Raw genomic sequence first — 18,154 nt, forward strand, 5'->3', positions numbered from 1 at the left:
AACTCCTGCCCGAAAAGCAGGAGTTTTTTTGCCGCTGTACTTAAAACTAAGTATAGAATACCTGCACTTGCAGCACTATATTGAGTTGGTTTTTGTTAATGCAGTAAACAAAATTTTACTCCTGCATTAAAATTTATTACTTTTATTACCGAACCGGCAACTATTGAAGAAATCAATTACAATATTAATTTTATCCCTCCTTTTTTTCTCCCAGATAGGGTACCGTTTTATATATCTTATTGAGCAACATCAGCTTAAAGAACAAGTTGAAGAACAATTACTTTCCGTGGTTAACGACGATCAGCTGGAAAAAATAAATGTGGACGATAACCTCGACAAAATCAGCTGGGAAGAGGAAGGAAAAGAGTTTTATTTGAACGGGCAGATGTATGATGTAGCCAGGAAGGAAATGGTGAACGGCAAGACTATTTTATATTGTTTAAATGATAAAAAAGAAGAACAGTTGTTGGAAAATATGCTGAAAAAGGAAAGATCAAATGCTGATAATACTTCCGGCAACAAGGATGGCAAACACAATATGAAATTCCAGGTATCCGATTTTACACAGCAGATTCAGGAAGCAGTTTTTAATAATAAAATATTACCTGTACAAAAATTCCAGGAGTATGCAACACCAGTATGTACGGTTATCAAAGAAGTAAACACACCTCCACCAAATAACAATCTATATTTTCAAAAATTAATTTTATGAAACAAGTGTACAAAAGTTGTTTAGTTTTTTTAATGGCGCTCTCGGCCAGTGCGCTGCTTTTAACCAGCTGCCATAGAAGTGAAGGCGAAGAAGAGGAGAATGATGAATATGATGGCCCGGATAAAGCAGTGCAGTTTGAAATTGAACGCACCCGGGATTTATCAACTGGTAAAGTGCCCTGGGAAAAATTGCGTATTGCCATGGAACAGACGGAGCAATCCAAAATGTCTTCGTCTAACCTGATCAATTCATTATCATGGATTGAAAGAGGCCCTAACGGTGACTTTACCGGTCCCCAGGGAAATGGCAGGCAAAATAATGATCAGACAGCCGGAAGAATCAGGGCTGCAATGATTGATTCGCTTGACGCAACCCATAAAACTGTTTGGGTAGGTGGTATTGATGGTGGTTTGTGGAAAACTACAGACATAACTGCATCGCCTGCTAACTGGGTGCTGGTAAACGACTTCCTTGCGAACCTTGCAGTATCTGCAATTTGCCAGGACCCCAGGCCCGGGTTTCAGAACAATATGTATTTCTGTACCGGTGAATCTTACTTTAATGCTGATGCTGTAAGAGGTGTTGGTGTGTATAAAAGTACAGATGGTGGCCTTACATGGAATTTTCTCGCCAGTACCAGTACCTATCTTAATGGTACAAGAATACTTTGCGATTACCAGGGTAATGTGTACTTAGGTACCCGTGGTTCCGGTTTATTACGTTCTACTAACGGAGGTTCAACCTGGACCAATATTACTCCTTCCGGCCTTAATAATGATATTGCCGACCTGGAGATCAGTTCTACAGCAGTTGCAGGCAGGTTACACGTAACTACCGGTATTTTCAGTGCATCAGGTTACCGCTATACCGATAACCCGGAAACTGCAACATCTGCCACCTGGACAACAGCAACCACCCCTTTTACCACATTCAGCCAACGTACAGAAATGGCTATTAATGGTAATACTTTATATGCTTTGCCGGATAATGCAAGCCACCAGGTGCCTACCATCTGGAAATCTACTGATGGCGGTGCTAACTGGGCTTCAACCACAGGGCAACCAGCTACAAACTGGGCAAGTGGCCAGGGCTGGTACTCTTTATCTTGTGCCATAAACCCCGCCAACCCCAATGAATGTATTGTGGGTGGCCTGGATTGTTATAAAACCAGTGATGGCGGTACCACATGGCCTAAAATCTCGGCATGGGTTACCGGTGCTGGCTCAAGCCAGTATGTACATGCCGATCAGCATAATGTACAATGGTGGGATGGAGGTACCAAAATAATGTTTACCAGTGATGGTGGTGTATTCTACACGTCTGATGGTGCGGTAACTATCAGAGACAGGAATAAGGGTCTGAGATTAAAGCAGTTCTACTCAGTTGCCATACACCCGGGTTCTACCAATTACTTTATTGCAGGCGCCCAGGATAATGGTGTTCATCGTTTAGACCACCCGGGCTTGGATAGTTCTATTGAAGTTTATGGTGGTGATGGCTGTTATGTTGCGATAGATCAGAATGAACCACAATACCAGTTTGGTTCGTATGTGTACAATGTGTACCGTAGAAGTACCAACAATGGAGCATCGTGGAGTACCCCGGTAAATAACCAGAGTACAGGTAGGTTTGTTAATCCATGGGATTATGACAATAATGCTAATATTATTTATGCCTGTAATGCTGCCGGTAATTACCTGCGCTGGGATAATCCACAAACGGGTAATACCACCACTGTAATTTCGATGGCGGCATTTAACGGAGGCAACGTTTCGGCGGTACATGCATCACCGTATACTGCCAACAGGGTTTATTTTGGTACAGGTAGTGGTGCAATAGCGGCAGTTGATAATGCCAATACTGCTACCCCAACCGGTACAACCATTAATACAGGTGCAGGTATGCCTGCGGGTTATGTTAACTGCGTGGTTACAGGATCGGATGACCAGCATTTACTGGCCACCTTTACTAACTATGGAATACAAAATGTTTGGGTAACCACTAACGGTGGTACTACCTGGACAGCTATTGATGGTAATTTACCTGATATGCCGGTAAGATGGGCACTATTCCATCCCGATACAGATACCAAAGCTTATATAGCTACTGAAACAGGCGTTTGGGAAACTGATCTTATCAATGGCGCAGCCACTGTCTGGACAGCTAACCCTACTTTCCCTAATGTAAGAACAGACATGATTAAATACCGCAGTTCCGACAGGACCATTGCTGCAGGTACGCATGGCCGTGGTATCTGGAGTGCTGTTATTCCTTCGGGCTGTACTTCAGCATCTATCACATCGCAACCAGCCAATGCTACAATTTGTGCTACCAACAATGCTACTTTTACTATTGCGGGTACAGGTACAGGCTATCAATGGCAGGTAAGTATTAATGGTGGCGGTTCGTGGACCGATGTAGCCAATGGTGGCGTTTATAGTGGAGCTACCACTACCAGCTTAACCATTACGGGTGCCACTGCAGGCATGAACGGTTATCAATACCGATGTGTGGCCACGGGCTCCTGTGCACCAACTTCTGCCACATCCAACGCAGGTATCCTCACAGTTAATGCGGCCACTTCAATTACCAGTCAGCCTGCAGCAAGTGCTATTTGCGCAGGTACCAATACAAGTTTCACTGTAGCAGCAACAGGTGCTTCCCTTACCTATCAATGGCAGGAAAGTACTAATGGTGGTGGTACGTGGGGTAATATTCTTAATGGCGGTATCTATAGCGGCGCCACAGGTGTTACTTTAACACTTACTGGTGTTACAGCCGTTATGAATAATAATCAATACCGTTGTGTGATAGGAAGTGCTTGTACGCCTTTAAATTCCAATGCTGCAATCTTAACAGTAAATGCAGCACCATCCGTTACTGCACAGCCGCTTAACTCGTCGGTATGTGCTGGTAACGCAGCAACGTTTAGTGTAACCGGTGCCGGTGGAGGATTAACTTACCAATGGCAGGAAAGCACCAATGGTGGTGGTTCATGGAATAATTTAACCAATGGCGCTCCTTACTCTGGTGTATTAACGGCTACTTTAAATATTAATCCAACTACTGTTGGTATGAATGCCTATCAATACCGTTGTGTGATCAATGGCTCTTGCCCCGGATCAGCAACCTCTAATGCCGGTACGCTTACTGTGGGTACAGCATTATCCATCACATCGCAACCATTAAGTACCATAGTTTGCGCAGGCTCAACAACCAGCTATAGCGTGGCAACTACCGGTACGGTTATCAGCTATCAATGGCAGGAAAGCACTAATGGCGGTGGCATATGGAATAACGTTACCAATGGCGGTGTTTACAGTGGTGCAACTACAGTAACCTTAACACTTACTGGTGTTACAGCCGGTATGAATAATAACCAATACCGTTGTGTAGTTACCGGAAGCTGCCCTGCTATTAACTCCAGTGCAGCAACCTTAACTGTAAATACAGCGCCGAATATTACAGCACAACCAGTGAGTAGTATAGTTTGTGCAACGCAGAATACTTCATTTACCACGGTTGCAACAGGCACAGCTGTTACTTACCAATGGCAGGAAAGCACAACAGGCTGCGCCGGTACATTCACCAACGTGGTTAACGGCGGTGTGTACAGTGGGGCAACTACAGCAACATTATCTATTACAGGTGCGCCTGCAACAATGAACGGGTATGCCTATAAGTGTGTGATTACGGGTACTTGTACACCAGCTGCAACATCAGCTTGTGTAACATTAACCGTAAATACCCCGGTTGCTATTACAGCACAACCACTTGCTTCTGTAGTATGTGCCGGATCTACTACCACATTTGGTGTAACCGCAACCGGCACTTCACCCACTTACCAGTGGCAGGAAAGTACTAACGGCGGTGGTACCTGGAATAATATTGCCAATGGCGGCGTGTACAGTGGAGCAACTACAGCTACTTTAACCTTAACGGGTGTAACTGCCGGTATGACCACGTATCAATACCGTTGTATAGTTAGCGGTGCTACTTCCTGTGGTGCTGTAAACTCAACTGCAGGTATCTTAACCGTAAATACAGCTCCTGCCATTACAACGCAGCCAGTAGCCGGCACAACCATTTGTGCAGGCCAGAATACATCTTATGGTGTGGTTGCAAATGGTACAGCATTAACATATCAATGGCAATTAAGTACAGATAACGGTACTACATGGAATGCTGTCACCAACGGTGGTGTGTACAGTGGGGCAACTACAGCCACTTTATCCATAACAGCTGCAACAGTTACCATGAACACATATCGTTACCGTTGTGTGATCAGTGGTACCTGTACCCCTGCAGTAAATAGTACTGCAAGCATATTAACGGTTTATACGCCGATCAGTATCACTACTCCTCCGGCCGCTGCCACCATTTGTGCTACCGGTACTACCAGCTTCAGCGTAGTGGCTGCAGGTACTTCACCAACATTGCAATGGCAGGAAAGTACCAATGGCGGAACAACATGGAATAATATTGCCAATGGCGGTATCTATAGTGGTGCTACTACAGCTACTTTAACCTTAACCGGCGTAACAGCTGGTATGAATGGTTACCTGTACCGCACTGTTGTTTCAGGATTGGCTCCATGCGGCGCAGTAAACACAGTAAGTGCAGCACTTACCGTTAGCGCACAACCAACTGTTACGTTAACAGCATCGCCTTACACTAAGTTGTTGCCAGGCCTTACTACTACTATTACGGCTTCGGTTACTCCTGCAACAGGATTTACTACTGTATGGACAAGAAATGGCACACCAATTTCTGTGGTGGGTAATTCTGTAAATGTGTCGGTAAATGAACTGGGCCTCTATACAGTTGTAGCAACTATCGGTTCTTGTATTTCAGTTCCGGCTACAATTACCATCAGCGATTCTGCGAGCAGCAAGTTGTTTATTTATCCTAGTCCTAACAACGGGCAGTTTACAGTAGCTTATTACAACCAGGGCGGTTCAACTACCAAACAAATTGTAACCATTTACAGCAGTAAAGGCGAAAGAGTATACAACAATGAATTCCCGGTTACTCAGGCTTACCAATTACTTAAAGTTGATTTAAGAAGAAATGGAAGCGGCGTATACTATGTTGTATTGAGCGACAGCAATGGTAAAGTAATTAAGAGAGGTGAAGTATTAGTTCGTTAAACCAGGTTATACTTTATATCTTAACTCCCGTTTTTTTAAAACGGGAGTTTTTTTTATTTATGCCTGTTAGCCTTGCGATTTATTTATTGGGATACCCGCTTACGAATTTATTGCCCTTTACAAAAAAACGGTAAGGGTGTAATGCATCTTCACCGGCACCTTCCACACCAATACGGGGGCTGACCCCAATTTCATTTTTGTTATAGAAAATATTATCGTCGCAAATAAATATCTTGTTACCCAATAAGTTAAGGCCGGAATGTTCTTTTGAAATACCCAACGCTTTACCTGCATTGCCGGGTCCCTTCGTTAACGTATTATCTAACTTTAATTTGCCCGTTCGCTGCAGCATAATATCAATACCCTGTAATGGCTCAATGGCCCTTATCAAAACAGCATCAGGAATATTTTTTTTATTGGTTACCACATTAAATAAGTGGTGCATGCCATAGCAGATATACACATATGAAATACCCGGTGATGCATACATATGTTCATTTCGGGCTGTTCGTTTACCATTGTAAGCATGTGAAGCCTTGTCGCTATCACCACCAATGTAGGCCTCCGTCTCCACTATTTTCCCCGAAGTGATATGCCCGTCAAATTTTGTAATTATTATTTTACCTAATAAGTCACGGGCAATTTGCACCACATTATCCCTGTCGTAAAATTCAACCGGCAACTTCTTCATTATATCTTTAACTTTAAAGCTAAAATAAATAAACTATAGCCACCAACCTTTACAATGCTTAAAGAAATTATTACCGCCATACAAGCCTATTTCCAAACGCACCGGTTCATTATAAAACACAGGTTATGGAAATGGATCCTGATTCCCGGGGTGATATACACCATTCTGTTTTGTGCAGGCATCTGGCTGTTTCTTAAATCCAGTAATTATGCTATTGATTTTGTGTTGTTAAAAACCGGCGCTACAGAATGGATGCAAAAAATGCAGAACAGCTGGTTAAACTGGCTGATGATTTTTGCACAGATCATTTTATACCTGGTGTTGCTGTTATTTTATTTTTCTCTTTTTAAATACATGTTTCTTATTGTTGGTTCGCCCCTATTTGCATACCTGAGCGAAAAAACAGAAGCCATTATGGAAGGCAACGATTTCCCGTTTAGTTTTTCACAGCTGATAAAAGATATTATAAGGGGGGTAAGAATTGCCTTGCGCAATATGTTATGGCAAACAGTATATGCAGTCTCTATTTTCATTTTAGCGTTTATTCCGGTTATTGGCTGGATAACGCCGTTGATTGCCCTCCTGGTGGAATGTTATTACCTGGGTTTTTCCATGCTGGATTACAGTTGTGAAAGACATAAATTATCTACCTCACAAAGCATTGCCTTTATCGGTAAGCACAGGGGATTGGCTATTGGCAATGGCATGGTTTTTTACATCATGCACCTTATTCCTTTATTGGGTTGGGTATTGGCACCGGGTTATGCTGTAATTGCAGCTACCATCAGTTTGTATGGCGATAAAGAGGGTGGTGTTTCGGCAATGGTAAAGCAAGCGTGAATCGTCAGACGTGAGTGGTGAATAGAGACTCAAACTTTGCAGACCAATTGACCATTCACCACTCACGTCTGACGCCTCACGAATTAAAATATCTTTAAAAATTCTGCAAAAAAAATGACAAGTACAATTTATTTAGTGCCCTGTGTTTTAGACGAAGCCGCTACACCAACTATTCCTTTATATATTATTGATGCGGTAAAAGATTGCTCGGTAATTTTTGCTGAAAATGAAAGAACAGCCAGGCGCTTTTTAAAAAGCATGTGTAAAGAAATTGTAATTGACGATTATGAGTGGTTCACTATTCATAAAGCAGAAGAAGAACTGATCACTACTTTTAAACAAAAGATAGCTGCCAGTAAAAATATTGCTATCATAAGTGAAGCTGGTTGCCCTGGTATTGCCGATCCCGGGCAAATACTAATTGCTGCTGCACAACAAATGAATGCGGTAATAAAACCACTGGTAGGGCCAAGCTCAATTCTTTTAGCCTTAATGGCCAGCGGCATGAATGGCCAGCAGTTTGAATTTGTGGGCTACCTTCCTATTGATAACAATGAAAGAATTAAAAGTATTAAAGAACTGGAAGCCGCTTCTGCAAAAAATAAAAGTACTAAAATTTTTATTGAAACGCCGTACAGGAACAACCAGTTAATTGAAACTGTTTTAAAAACCTGTAAGCCTGCCACGAAATTCTGTATTGCTTCGGAGCTTACTGCTGCAACTGAATTTATTAAAACAAAAACTGTGGCCGATTGGAAAAAAGAAAAAACCGACTTTCATAAAAAGCCGGTTATATTTTTACTACTTGCTGTATAATAATTTACTGATCCAGTATCACTTCATATACCAGGTATTCACTGTCTCCCCTCCATGGTAAAGTGCCATTTTTCTGGTTATACCTTACTTTAACTCTTTTACCTTCGTAATTTTCTAAAAGATGGGCAATACTATCGTTTGTTACAGAGAACGGGAATTCTTTTGTCATAAGCGAAAGATTATTATTATCAGTACTTATGCTGATGAGCAAATAACCTTCCCAGGTTTTAAAAATATTACCCCGCTTGGATATTTTTTGCATTTTTCCTCCCTGTAATCCGTTACTGTAAGTATAATAATATTTCCAAAAACCAAAGGACCCTAATACTACCAGTAAAATAAAAGTAAACCAACGTACAAATTTTTTAAAGCCTCCTGCTTTTTTAGGCTGAGGTTTTACTATCTCCGGTGCTTTTGTGTCTTCCATATTTTTATTTTTTTGTAAGGTAATTATAATCCGTATTTATCAACCAAATAAACCATTGCAGCCATCACTGCAGCCCCCAGGTGTAATTCCTGTGCATTTACATTTTCAAATACATCAATTGCAGAATGATGAAAATTAAAATACCGTTGTGCTGTAGTACTTAAACCAAACTGGGCCGTTTTGAATTTGGTTTGCAAAGGTCCGATATCAGATCCGCCACCGCCGCCTTCGCTAAAAGAAAATTTATCTGCATCATAAGGCTCAAAATATTTTTTCCATGGTTCCACTTTTGCAAATTGCGCTTTTGTCATTCCGCAGCCAAAACCACGTGGGTATTCAGAACCTCCATCACTTTCCATAGCCATAATGTGATTTTCCTTTTTAGTTTGTGCAAGTTCGGCATACTTATCTCCTCCCCTGCCACCATTTTCTTCATTGGCAAATAACACAATTCTTATGGTGCGCTTTGGTTTATAGCCGATGGCATTGAATGCCCTTAAGATTTCAATGCTTTGTACCATTCCTGCCCCATCGTCGTTGGCTCCTTCAGCCGGGTCCCAGCTATCCATATGCCCGCCAATGGTAATTATTTCATCAGGGAATTCGGTGCCTTTTATTTCACCAACAACATTATGGCCGATAGTATCGGCAAGCATCACACAATTGGTTCTTATATAGAATGGAGCATCTTTATAACTGCCTTTAAGATAGTTACTCAATGCGTCTGCTCCTTTTGTACTTATAGCAACAGCAGGTATTTTGGGAAAAGAATCATTGTAGCGTAATGCGCCTGTATGAGGGTTATCATCTGTGGCAGCCGTAACCGAGCGAACAATAACGGCCAGGGCGCCGTATTTAGCAGCAGCTGAAGCCCCACTGCTCCTGTATCGCACGGCATCGCCATAAGCCCCTCGCAAATAAGTTTTATTAAATGGGTAATTATAGAATACAATATTACCTTTTACTTCGTTTTTCCTTTGTTCCAGCTCTGCAAAGTTTTTTACTTCTATTACTTTGGCAGTAACCCCGGCATTACCAGTTCCTACAGCATTACCAATAGACAGCACATTAAATGATGGGTCCATACCTCTGTTATGCGTTTTAAACCGGGCTTCTTCTTTTTTGCCCCTTACCCAATGCGGCACCATGCATTCCTGCAAATAAACATTTTGTGCACCTGCTGCTTTTAAAGCCTGTTGGCCCCATGCTTCTCCCTTGTACATGCCTGCGCTGCCGCTAAGCCGCTGCCCTACAGATTTGCACAAAGTAAATAAATTGGCATACGCTTTTCCATTAAGCAGTACATCATCAGTTATCCTTTTGATCATTACTGAATCTTCATTTTGAGAAAAGCCGGTAAAAAAGCAGCATAGCAAGCCTGCGGAGAAAAATAATTTCTTTTTATACATAAGTTGAGTTGTGCAACAAACTTAACGATTTATTAGCAATACATAAAGTGTGATAATCATCCCGGCAGTTGAATTTTACTGACGGTTATCATCACTAATATATCCGATTTCGAAAGCGCTCATTACATGAGTGGAATGAATGCTGAAAAATAATATGCTAAATTGCAGCCTGCTGTTTAGAGTGCATTGTAAAAACTATTAAAGCTTCTTTTATATGAATATTGGAATTGTTTGCTATCCCACATTTGGCGGTAGCGGAGTATTGGCTACAGAACTGGGTAAAGCGCTTGCCGATAAGGGGCACAATATTCATTTTATTACTTACCAGCAACCGGTTAGGTTAAGTGGTTTTCATGCCAATATTTTTTATCACGAGGTAAGGGTACCTACTTATCCCTTATTTGATTACCCGCCTTACGAAACGGCGCTGGCCAGTACCATGGTAGATGTGATAATGAATAACAATGTGGAATTGTTACATGTGCATTACGCTATACCTCATGCGGCAGCAGCCTATATGGCAAAACAAATTTTAGCAAAACAAGGAAAAAAAATACCGGTTATTACTACTTTACACGGCACTGATATTACTTTGGTTGGCCGCGATAAAACCTACAGCCCGGTAGTTACTTTTTCTATGAATGAAAGTGATATACTTACTGCCGTATCACAAAATTTAAAAGAAGAGACCTATAAGAATTTTGTGATTGAAAAAGAGATTGAAGTGATACACAACTTTGTTGATGTAAAACGCTTTAATAAAAAACCGGTTGATGCTTTCAGGAAAATTGTAGCTCCAAACGGAGAAAAAATAATTGTACATGCCAGTAATTTCAGAAAAGTAAAGCGTGTGGATGATGTGGTAAAAGTGTTTATTAAAATAATTGAATCCACACCGGCAAAATTATTATTGCTGGGTGATGGCCCCGAAAGACCTTATGTGGAAAGCATTTGCAGGGATTGTGTGATAAGCGATAAAATTAAATTTTTAGGTAAGCAGGAGCAAATGGAAGACATTCTTCCTATTGCTGACCTGTTTTTATTAACCAGTGAATACGAAAGTTTTGGGCTGGCTGCTTTAGAAGCTATGGCCGCAGAAGTACCGGTAATATCTACTAACGCAGGAGGCCTACCCGAAATTAATATCAACGGCTATTGTGGTTATATGAGTAATGTGGGGGATATAGATGATATGGCAAAAAATGCCTTAGCCATTCTTAAAGATGATGCTACACTGCAACAGTTTAAGACCAATGCGCTGGAGCAAGCCAAAAAATTCGATATAGAAAATATCGTACCCGTGTACGAAGCTTTATACAAAAGAGTGATTTAAACTTAACGGTGGCGCAACCATCTTTCAGGGTCCTGGTTGGCTTTTTCATCGCTGATATAAAAATCAATGGCACCAATACCATCCAGGTTTTCAGCAACCCTCCCTATTACCTGCCCTGTGGTAACCACCTGGCCACGCTGTACCGATACATTGGTTAAATTACTATAGGTGCTGAAATATTTACCATGCTGGATAATTACCACCTGCATATCATCAATATTGGCAACGGTAGTAACAGTACCATTAAATACCGATTTTACTGAGCTTCCAATATCAGCCGCAACTGTTACCCCTGTTTTTACAAGAACCGTACCACTCACCAATGTGTTTGGCCCATAATGCATCAGTGTATAGCCTTTGTCCACAGGCCATGGCAAAGATCCCCTGTTATTGATAAATTCGGTATTTATGATCTTATTATCTGCATTTAATAATACACTTTCCGGCGCTGCTTTTTTAGGCTCTGCCTTTTTAGTGATTATAGTTGGTTTTGTTGGGCTGGTTGCAGTTGGATTAATGCTGGCATTAGCTTTTGCATTGGCTTTTTCTTCTGCATCGGCCTTAATTTTATCTTCAGCTGCTTTTTTTGCGGCAAGTCGTTTAGCATCATTTATTGCCCTGGCAATGGCTGCTGTAATTGCGTTATCTACTTTTTTTAACTGATTCCTTGTTGCAGCCAGTTGATTATTCAACTGCTTGCCCTGCTTTTTCAATTCACTTAATACCCTGTCTTTTTCTCTTTGTTGTATTTCCAATGCACTCATCTCTTTATCCTTATCCTGCAATACCATACTTTTCTTTTGTTTGGTGCCACTTAATTCCTCAATTCTTTTCTTACGCAATTCCTGGGTACGCAGAATATTTTCTCCCTGCATCTCCCTGTAATTACGGTAGCTCTTTAAATAAGTAACCCTTTTTATAGCATCATTAAAACTGGAAGCCGAAAAAATGAAATTTAAAAAATCATAATTGCTCCTGTTCTTATAAGCATATACCATGCTTTTAGCATATTCCTGTTTAAGTGTATCCAGTAATTTATCATAACGGTTAATATCCCTTTGGGTAGTAACCATATTATTGTCCAGCAGGTTAATATCCCTGTTGATATTGTCAATAATCCGCTCCTGTATATTTACTTTATCGTTAACCAGTTTCCAGTTTAAAAAGCTCTCCTTGGATTTTGCTTTATTCTCTTCCACCATTCTTTGCGTCTGTTCCAGTTCTTTTTTCAGTTGAGCTCTTTGCTTTTCCAGCTCTTCACGGGTTTGCTGTGCCATAGCCATAGTGCTAAAGCATACTAAAAAAACTGTGCAGATTATTTTTACCATGAGCCGAATTTGGGAGTTTATCAAAAATACAATTGAAACAGGAATTATATACGGGGTTAAAAACCCACACCCTGTGTATAAATTAAAAATAACGCTTACTTGCGTTTAAAATTTTTGGGAATGCTAAATGAAACAGATAATTCTTTGTTAAACTCATATTGCTTATAGTTCATCCTGATGTCGAGCTTGTTTTTTTCTGATACTGTTATTTCCCTGTAAGTTGAAAAATCTATACCATTTTTATTCTCAAAATCGTCATAGGTGATGTCTGCAGTTCTGTTACGGTTTACATCTACATCGTCCAGTTTGCTATGTAACAATAAACTATTATCGTCTGACAATGTGAGGAGGTTTTTAAAAAACTGACCGATGGTAGATACCAGTATTTTAGAATCTACCTTTTTATAAGAAACAATGGTACTGTCAAGAAAGATCGGGTTGCCGATTAAAATATCCTGGATGGTTTTATAATCAAAGGGTATTTCTGTTACGTCCTGCAGGTAATCCAATGAGCGGTATTGCACTTCTTTGTCTCTTTTATTCATCAGGATAACACTGTCTTTAGTGATCAGCATCCTGTATACTTCAAAATTTAAAATAGTGGCAGATAATGATACCCAGATGGCGCTATCCTTAATAATTCTCACTACAGCTGTAATATCCGGCTGTTTACCTTTACTATCTTCATACTCCACTTTTATTTTAGCATTAAAAGTTTTGTAATCAATATAGTGGCTTTGCAATTTTGCCATGGTAGCCTGTATCATTTTTAAAGAATCCGCAGCAGATGTATTATCAGGAATTGTATTTACCACACTGTCTTTGGGCGCAATAGCCTTGCTGATATGCTTAGTGGTTCTGCAACTCTCTGTTGAAAAAGCGATGACCATTACGGCTGAAAAAATAATAATTAAGTGCTTCATTACTGTTTTACGTTTTTTGAGGGTAATTGTTACTGCACGCCTGTATGTCCAAAACCACCGGCGCCTCTTACCGTGTCATTCAATTGCTGTACCAAAAACAATTCGGCCCGTTCTGTTTTAGCAATAACCATTTGTGCAATACGATCGCCGGTATTAATCTGCTGGGGAATATCACTAAGATTTATAAGTATCACTTTTACTTCTCCCCTGTAATCGCTATCAATAGTACCCGGCGTATTTAAACAGGTAATCCCTTGCTTGATCGCCAATCCGCTTCTGGGCCGTATCTGCGCTTCATATCCCGCCGGCAATTCAATAAATAAGCCGGTAGGTATAAGAGAACGTTGTAATGGCTGCAGGGTAACAGTGCTTTCTAAACTGGCTCTTATGTCCATACCTGCCGAACCATCCGTTGCATAGGAAGGCAATGGATTATCAGAATGGTTGATAATGTTAACAGAAATTTGCATGAGCGCAAAGGTACTAATGTAGAAAGATAAAAAAACGTTGTTTTTATGAGGCTTGTTAACGGACTATTAAAACTGTGCCCCTCAGCCATTTGGTATAGCCTTTACCATTGATGTAGATGATTGACCAAGGGTAGGCACCGGGCAACATGGGCTTTCCTTTGTATTTGCCATCCCATTTATCTGCAATATTATTAGTGCTGAAGATTACCTGCCCGTACCGGTTATAAATTTTCATAGAATAGTCATGAACGATCATACTGCCGAGTACCTTAAAGTAATCATTAATGCCGTCATTATTGGGCGTAAATGCATTGGGAATAAAAATATCACAATCGCCTGCTATTACTACCAGGCTATCCGCTGCTGTACAACCGCTTTCTGTTACGGTAACAGAATAGGTGCCGGGTTTATTGATGGTAATAGACGGAGTTGTTTCTCCTGTGCTCCATACATATTGAGAGGCTGTACTGATGGCCCTTAAAATAAGCTGGTTATTTAAACATATGGAAGTATCTCTTCCGGCATTTACTACCGGCTTCGGCTTGGTAGATACGGTAATGCTATCCCTGATCTTACAGCCATTTTGCTCCACTTCAAGCCAGTATAATCCGTTAGCTGATGTAGTAATTTTATTGCTGAGCGCCCCGGTGTTCCATAAATAATGAACCCCAAAAATATCCTCGATACCAAGTTGTAAAGAAAGCTGATCGCAACTTGCCGTATCCTTTCCCAGAAAATCGGCTGCGCCGGCAATCCATATCCGCCTGGTAATGGTATCATTTTGCCCTGAACAATCCACTTTGTAAACAATCAACTTTACATCATAAAATCCCGGATTAAGGTAATGATTTAACGGCTGTAATACCTGCGATTTTTGCCCGTCGCCAAAATCCCATTTCACAGAGTCAATACCATTTACCCGGTTAATTTTAAAACTGATGTCTTTATCTAAACAATTACCCAGTCGTGCAAAGTCGTATGGATTAGAAACCGTATCAAAATAACTCTGGATAAATGTAGGAAGCCCGAACTGTACAGGTTCTAATGCAACAGGACCAATATAAATTTTATTGTAGTTGAAATTACATCCGGCTCCATATACATCAGGGTTATCTATTACTGACACAGAAGTGTCTTTCCACATTGCCATGTAAATTTTTTGGTCGGGGCCTATTTGTAATGCGCCGGCAAACCACGCTGTTTTGTTGGCAATGGTTTGTTTGGTAGAGGTTATGGTAGCTGCATTGCCGGAGCTGATATCAAATTGATAAAGCATGCAAGGCTCGGCAGATGATGAATTAGATGATACATACAACAACTTACCGTTGGGAGAAAATTCAGCGCCATATACGCCGGTGTAAGATAACTGGCGGGGGTTGCTTGTATTAGGATAAAAAATCACAGGGTTTGAAATAATACCGGTAGTATTATCAAAGTCCATCAATTCTACTGCGTCATTTTCAAAAGAATGTACAGCTGCCAGTTTATTTCCTTTACTTGAAAATTTTAGTGTACCAATTTCATTTCTCTCATCACCATTAATTACCAGGCCGGTATGGCTTACTACCGGGCTTCCGCTAAGCCCTGCCGCAGTTAATAAATAAGCATGATACTCATCGGTACCCCATTTATGAATAACCACCCATACATCCCTGTTATTGCAATGCTTTACGGCCGCTATTTTTTCAAAAATGGTATCTTCAATAATGGTATTTTTAACTACAGCTTCACCTAATCCGCCATCACCATTCATGTTCACTACATTATACAGGAACTGGTGTGTTTCCTGCATTGCAGCACCGGTTGTAAAAACGTAATAAATACTATCATTACCCGGTTGAGGTGCAATCACACAATTATTGGTACTGCTCTGGTGCCCGGCAAGGCCATCGCCGTTCTTCATTTTTAACTGTTGCCTGTTGAAAAGCATTAAACCATTGGTATAAAAAAGTAATTGCCCGTTATTATCTGAAATGCAGGCTGTACCTTCAAAGGATTTGGCTGCGCCGTCTGTTATAAATGATTTTGGTGGCGACTGGTTAAAATCCAACCCTGCCCTGGAGCCAAAATACCAGTAGTTAGCCTGCTTTTGTGCAAAAGCAGCGGTAATAGTAAACAGGAAACAGTATGTAAAAAGCAGTCTTCTCAAAATGAACTTTTCTTTATTCAGGACTCTTTACAGAGTAATATTGTTGCATAAGCCATTAATCCTTCTTCCCTGCCGACAAAACCCATTTTTTCGGTAGTGGTGGCTTTAACAGAAACATCATTGGTTGTTACCTGCAAAATTGAAGCCATTACCTGTTGCATCGCTGGCACATAAGGCTTTATTTTGGGCTCCTGTAAACAAAGTGTGGTATCTACATTTACTATCTTATATCCTTTGCCTTGTATCAGTTGAAAGCATTTGGTTAGTAGTATTTTACTATCAATATTTTTAAAAGAAGCATCGGTATCAGGAAAATGAACGCCAATATCGCCAAGTGATAAAGCACCCAGCATTGCATCACAAACTGCATGTAATAAAACATCTGCATCGCTATGGCCAAGGGCACCTTTTGTATGGGGTATTTTTACGCCTCCTATCCAAAGATCTCTGCCTGGCACCAGTTGATGAAAATCTATACCCGAACCTATTCTGTAGCTCATTAAAATATTTTGTCACACAAATATCCGCAATTTGAGTGGTACTAAAAACTAAAAAGCGTTCCGCTTTGGGCGAAACGCTTTTTAAATTATGTTATGCAATATTATTTTGCAGCATCAAAATCAAATACCAAACCAAAACGGTAAGTGTTTGACAATGGGTTACGGCTTGTACCGCTACCTGATGGGAATAAGTAAGCAAAGTTTAAACCAAATACGTTGTATTTTAAACCAGCACCTACAGAGAAGAATTTCCTGTTTCCTTTAGAAGGATTTTCGTAGAAATAACCAGCTCTGAAAGCAAATTGGTTATTGTACCAGTATTCGATACCAAGAGCAGCATTTACTTCCTGAATTTCTTCAGAAATACCACCTGGTGCATCTCCTAAAGAGCTAACCCAGCTGCTAACCACACCTTTATTGTGATACTTAACTATTCCTGCAGAGTCACCAATAGCAGGAGGTGTAGGTACCAATAATTTGTGAAGGTCTAAAGCAAAAGTGATTTTGTTGTCTTCGTCAAATACTTTTGTATAAGCACCACCGATACCTAAGTTGGCAGGTATGAAATCTTTTTGAGTAGCGTCATTAGTGTAAGAGATTTTAGCACCCAGGTTACTTAAGGTAGCACCCCAGTTAAATCCTTCGCCATTTTCTTTTGCACCATGATGAAAGTAGTGAATATCACCTGCTACAGAATTACCTGCTTTGTAAGTAGGTCCGCTGCTTCCAACCTGGCCTTTGGCAAGATTAGAGTTGATGTAACGTAAAGCCACACCTAAGCTTGATTTAGAAGATAATTTTCTTGTGTAACCTGCATCAAATGCAAATTCACGAGGACGGTAAGTTTGCAGATCATTACCATTACCATCGGTAAACTGAATGCTACCAAGGCTGAAATATCTTAAAGAAGCAGTGATAGCTTCCTGATCGCTGATTTTGTAGAACCCAGACAAAGAAGCCAGGTAAACATCATTTACAGCCAGGTCTCTTAACCATGGAACATAGTTAATAGCAAGACCGTATTTGCTGGTATTAAATGGAGTTTTTGCTAAGTTAGAGAAAGATGCATTAGCATCCGGTGCTGTTGCAATACCGGCATCACCCATACCGCCGCTACGGGCATCTGGTGTAATACGTAAAAATGGAACGGCAGATGTTACGACGTTGATTTTGCTCTGGGCATTAGCTACAGTGAATGCTCCTCCCAGTAAAACAACTAAAGTAGTTAGTTTTAATGTTACTCTTTTCATGCGTTTTGTTTTGTCTTGGTTAGGTAGAACTTACCTCAATAAGCGTTTAGTTTAATGGTTGTTGTATTGTAAAAATAGTAGTTTTCTTGAAACGAACAACTAAATTATAAAATCTTGTTAAAAAAAACTGAAAAAAACAGCGCTTCAAAGATAATG

At 40.5% G+C, this 18,154-nt stretch carries 14 protein-coding genes; 5 read left to right on the plus strand and 9 right to left on the minus strand.

Translation table 11 applies throughout. The features are described from left to right. Nucleotides 1-163: 163 nt before the first annotated feature. Together ACYVM0_RS21515 and ACYVM0_RS21520 are read left to right on the plus strand one after the other, a co-directional pair. The gene (locus ACYVM0_RS21515) at nucleotides 164-712 is read left to right on the plus strand and encodes a hypothetical protein (RefSeq protein WP_460560559.1); all 549 of its coding nucleotides are present in this window, start codon (nucleotides 164-166) and stop codon (nucleotides 710-712) included. Continuing rightward, complete coding sequence (locus ACYVM0_RS21520; protein ID WP_460560561.1) at nucleotides 709-5,862, plus strand: T9SS type A sorting domain-containing protein; 5,154 nt, start codon at nucleotides 709-711, stop codon at nucleotides 5,860-5,862. The genes ACYVM0_RS21515 and ACYVM0_RS21520 overlap by 4 nt, the downstream gene beginning before the upstream one ends. 79 nt (nucleotides 5,863-5,941) lie before the next feature. Here the strand turns inward: ACYVM0_RS21520 and ACYVM0_RS21525 are convergent, their stop codons facing one another. Then, nucleotides 5,942-6,553 (minus strand): DNA-3-methyladenine glycosylase, encoded by a 612-nt coding sequence (locus tag ACYVM0_RS21525; protein WP_460560563.1) that lies wholly within the window; start codon nucleotides 6,551-6,553, stop codon nucleotides 5,942-5,944. A gap of 54 nt (nucleotides 6,554-6,607) precedes the next feature. Here ACYVM0_RS21525 and ACYVM0_RS21530 point away from each other — a divergent pair, with 54 nt between their 5' ends. Then, complete coding sequence (locus ACYVM0_RS21530; RefSeq protein WP_460560565.1) at nucleotides 6,608-7,393, plus strand: EI24 domain-containing protein; 786 nt, start codon at nucleotides 6,608-6,610, stop codon at nucleotides 7,391-7,393. 114 nt (nucleotides 7,394-7,507) lie between these two features. Beyond that, the gene (locus ACYVM0_RS21535) at nucleotides 7,508-8,209 is read left to right on the plus strand and encodes an SAM-dependent methyltransferase (RefSeq protein ID WP_460560568.1); all 702 of its coding nucleotides are present in this window, start codon (nucleotides 7,508-7,510) and stop codon (nucleotides 8,207-8,209) included. 4 nt (nucleotides 8,210-8,213) lie between these two features. Here the strand turns inward: ACYVM0_RS21535 and ACYVM0_RS21540 are convergent, their stop codons facing one another. Next, nucleotides 8,214-8,636 carry a hypothetical protein gene (locus ACYVM0_RS21540; protein ID WP_460560570.1) on the minus strand — a complete coding sequence of 141 codons (423 nt, stop codon included), beginning with the start codon at nucleotides 8,634-8,636 and terminating at the stop codon, nucleotides 8,214-8,216. 23 nt (nucleotides 8,637-8,659) lie between these two features. After that, complete coding sequence (locus tag ACYVM0_RS21545; protein WP_460560572.1) at nucleotides 8,660-10,045, minus strand: M20/M25/M40 family metallo-hydrolase; 1,386 nt, start codon at nucleotides 10,043-10,045, stop codon at nucleotides 8,660-8,662. 214 nt (nucleotides 10,046-10,259) lie between these two features. Between ACYVM0_RS21545 and bshA the strand changes: the two genes are divergently transcribed. Then, nucleotides 10,260-11,378, plus strand: coding sequence for an N-acetyl-alpha-D-glucosaminyl L-malate synthase BshA (gene bshA, locus ACYVM0_RS21550; protein WP_460560574.1), 1,119 nt, complete (start codon nucleotides 10,260-10,262; stop codon nucleotides 11,376-11,378). A 2-nt stretch (nucleotides 11,379-11,380) separates the two neighbouring features. Here the strand turns inward: bshA and ACYVM0_RS21555 are convergent, their stop codons facing one another. From ACYVM0_RS21555 to porV, 6 genes are all read right to left on the minus strand, one after another. Then, on the minus strand, nucleotides 11,381-12,706 hold the full coding sequence (locus ACYVM0_RS21555; protein ID WP_460560576.1) for a murein hydrolase activator EnvC family protein: 1,326 nt from the start codon (nucleotides 12,704-12,706) through the stop codon (nucleotides 11,381-11,383). Nucleotides 12,707-12,801: 95 nt separating this feature from the next. Next, nucleotides 12,802-13,629: a DUF4292 domain-containing protein gene (locus ACYVM0_RS21560; RefSeq protein ID WP_460560578.1), complete on the minus strand. Its 828-nt coding sequence runs from the start codon at nucleotides 13,627-13,629 to the stop codon at nucleotides 12,802-12,804. 29 nt (nucleotides 13,630-13,658) lie between these two features. Beyond that, a complete protein-coding gene (gene dut / locus ACYVM0_RS21565; RefSeq protein WP_460560580.1) occupies nucleotides 13,659-14,099 on the minus strand; it encodes a dUTP diphosphatase in 441 nt (146 codons plus the stop codon). 55 nt (nucleotides 14,100-14,154) lie between these two features. Next, nucleotides 14,155-16,248: a T9SS type B sorting domain-containing protein gene (locus ACYVM0_RS21570; protein WP_460560582.1), complete on the minus strand. Its 2,094-nt coding sequence runs from the start codon at nucleotides 16,246-16,248 to the stop codon at nucleotides 14,155-14,157. A gap of 17 nt (nucleotides 16,249-16,265) precedes the next feature. Continuing rightward, a complete protein-coding gene (ispF, locus tag ACYVM0_RS21575) occupies nucleotides 16,266-16,748 on the minus strand; it encodes a 2-C-methyl-D-erythritol 2,4-cyclodiphosphate synthase (protein WP_460560584.1) in 483 nt (160 codons plus the stop codon). 101 nt (nucleotides 16,749-16,849) lie between these two features. Then, nucleotides 16,850-17,998 (minus strand): type IX secretion system outer membrane channel protein PorV, encoded by a 1,149-nt coding sequence (gene porV / locus ACYVM0_RS21580; protein WP_430987612.1) that lies wholly within the window; start codon nucleotides 17,996-17,998, stop codon nucleotides 16,850-16,852. Nucleotides 17,999-18,154: the final 156 nt, after the last annotated feature.

The organism is Ferruginibacter profundus (assembly GCF_054783275.1).

Coding starts and splice junctions, on each gene's coding strand:
- ACYVM0_RS21520 (WP_460560561.1), top strand. CDS start 709: ATGAAACAAGTGTACAAAAGTTGTTTAGTTTTTTTAATGGCGCTCTCG.
- ACYVM0_RS21525 (WP_460560563.1), bottom strand. CDS start 6,553: ATGAAGAAGTTGCCGGTTGAATTTTACGACAGGGATAATGTGGTGCAA.
- ACYVM0_RS21530 (WP_460560565.1), top strand. CDS start 6,608: ATGCTTAAAGAAATTATTACCGCCATACAAGCCTATTTCCAAACGCAC.
- ACYVM0_RS21535 (WP_460560568.1), top strand. CDS start 7,508: ATGACAAGTACAATTTATTTAGTGCCCTGTGTTTTAGACGAAGCCGCT.
- ACYVM0_RS21540 (WP_460560570.1), bottom strand. CDS start 8,636: ATGGAAGACACAAAAGCACCGGAGATAGTAAAACCTCAGCCTAAAAAA.
- ACYVM0_RS21545 (WP_460560572.1), bottom strand. CDS start 10,045: ATGTATAAAAAGAAATTATTTTTCTCCGCAGGCTTGCTATGCTGCTTT.
- bshA (WP_460560574.1), top strand. CDS start 10,260: ATGAATATTGGAATTGTTTGCTATCCCACATTTGGCGGTAGCGGAGTA.
- ACYVM0_RS21555 (WP_460560576.1), bottom strand. CDS start 12,706: ATGGTAAAAATAATCTGCACAGTTTTTTTAGTATGCTTTAGCACTATG.
- ACYVM0_RS21560 (WP_460560578.1), bottom strand. CDS start 13,629: ATGAAGCACTTAATTATTATTTTTTCAGCCGTAATGGTCATCGCTTTT.
- dut (WP_460560580.1), bottom strand. CDS start 14,099: ATGCAAATTTCTGTTAACATTATCAACCATTCTGATAATCCATTGCCT.
- ispF (WP_460560584.1), bottom strand. CDS start 16,748: ATGAGCTACAGAATAGGTTCGGGTATAGATTTTCATCAACTGGTGCCA.
- porV (WP_430987612.1), bottom strand. CDS start 17,998: ATGAAAAGAGTAACATTAAAACTAACTACTTTAGTTGTTTTACTGGGA.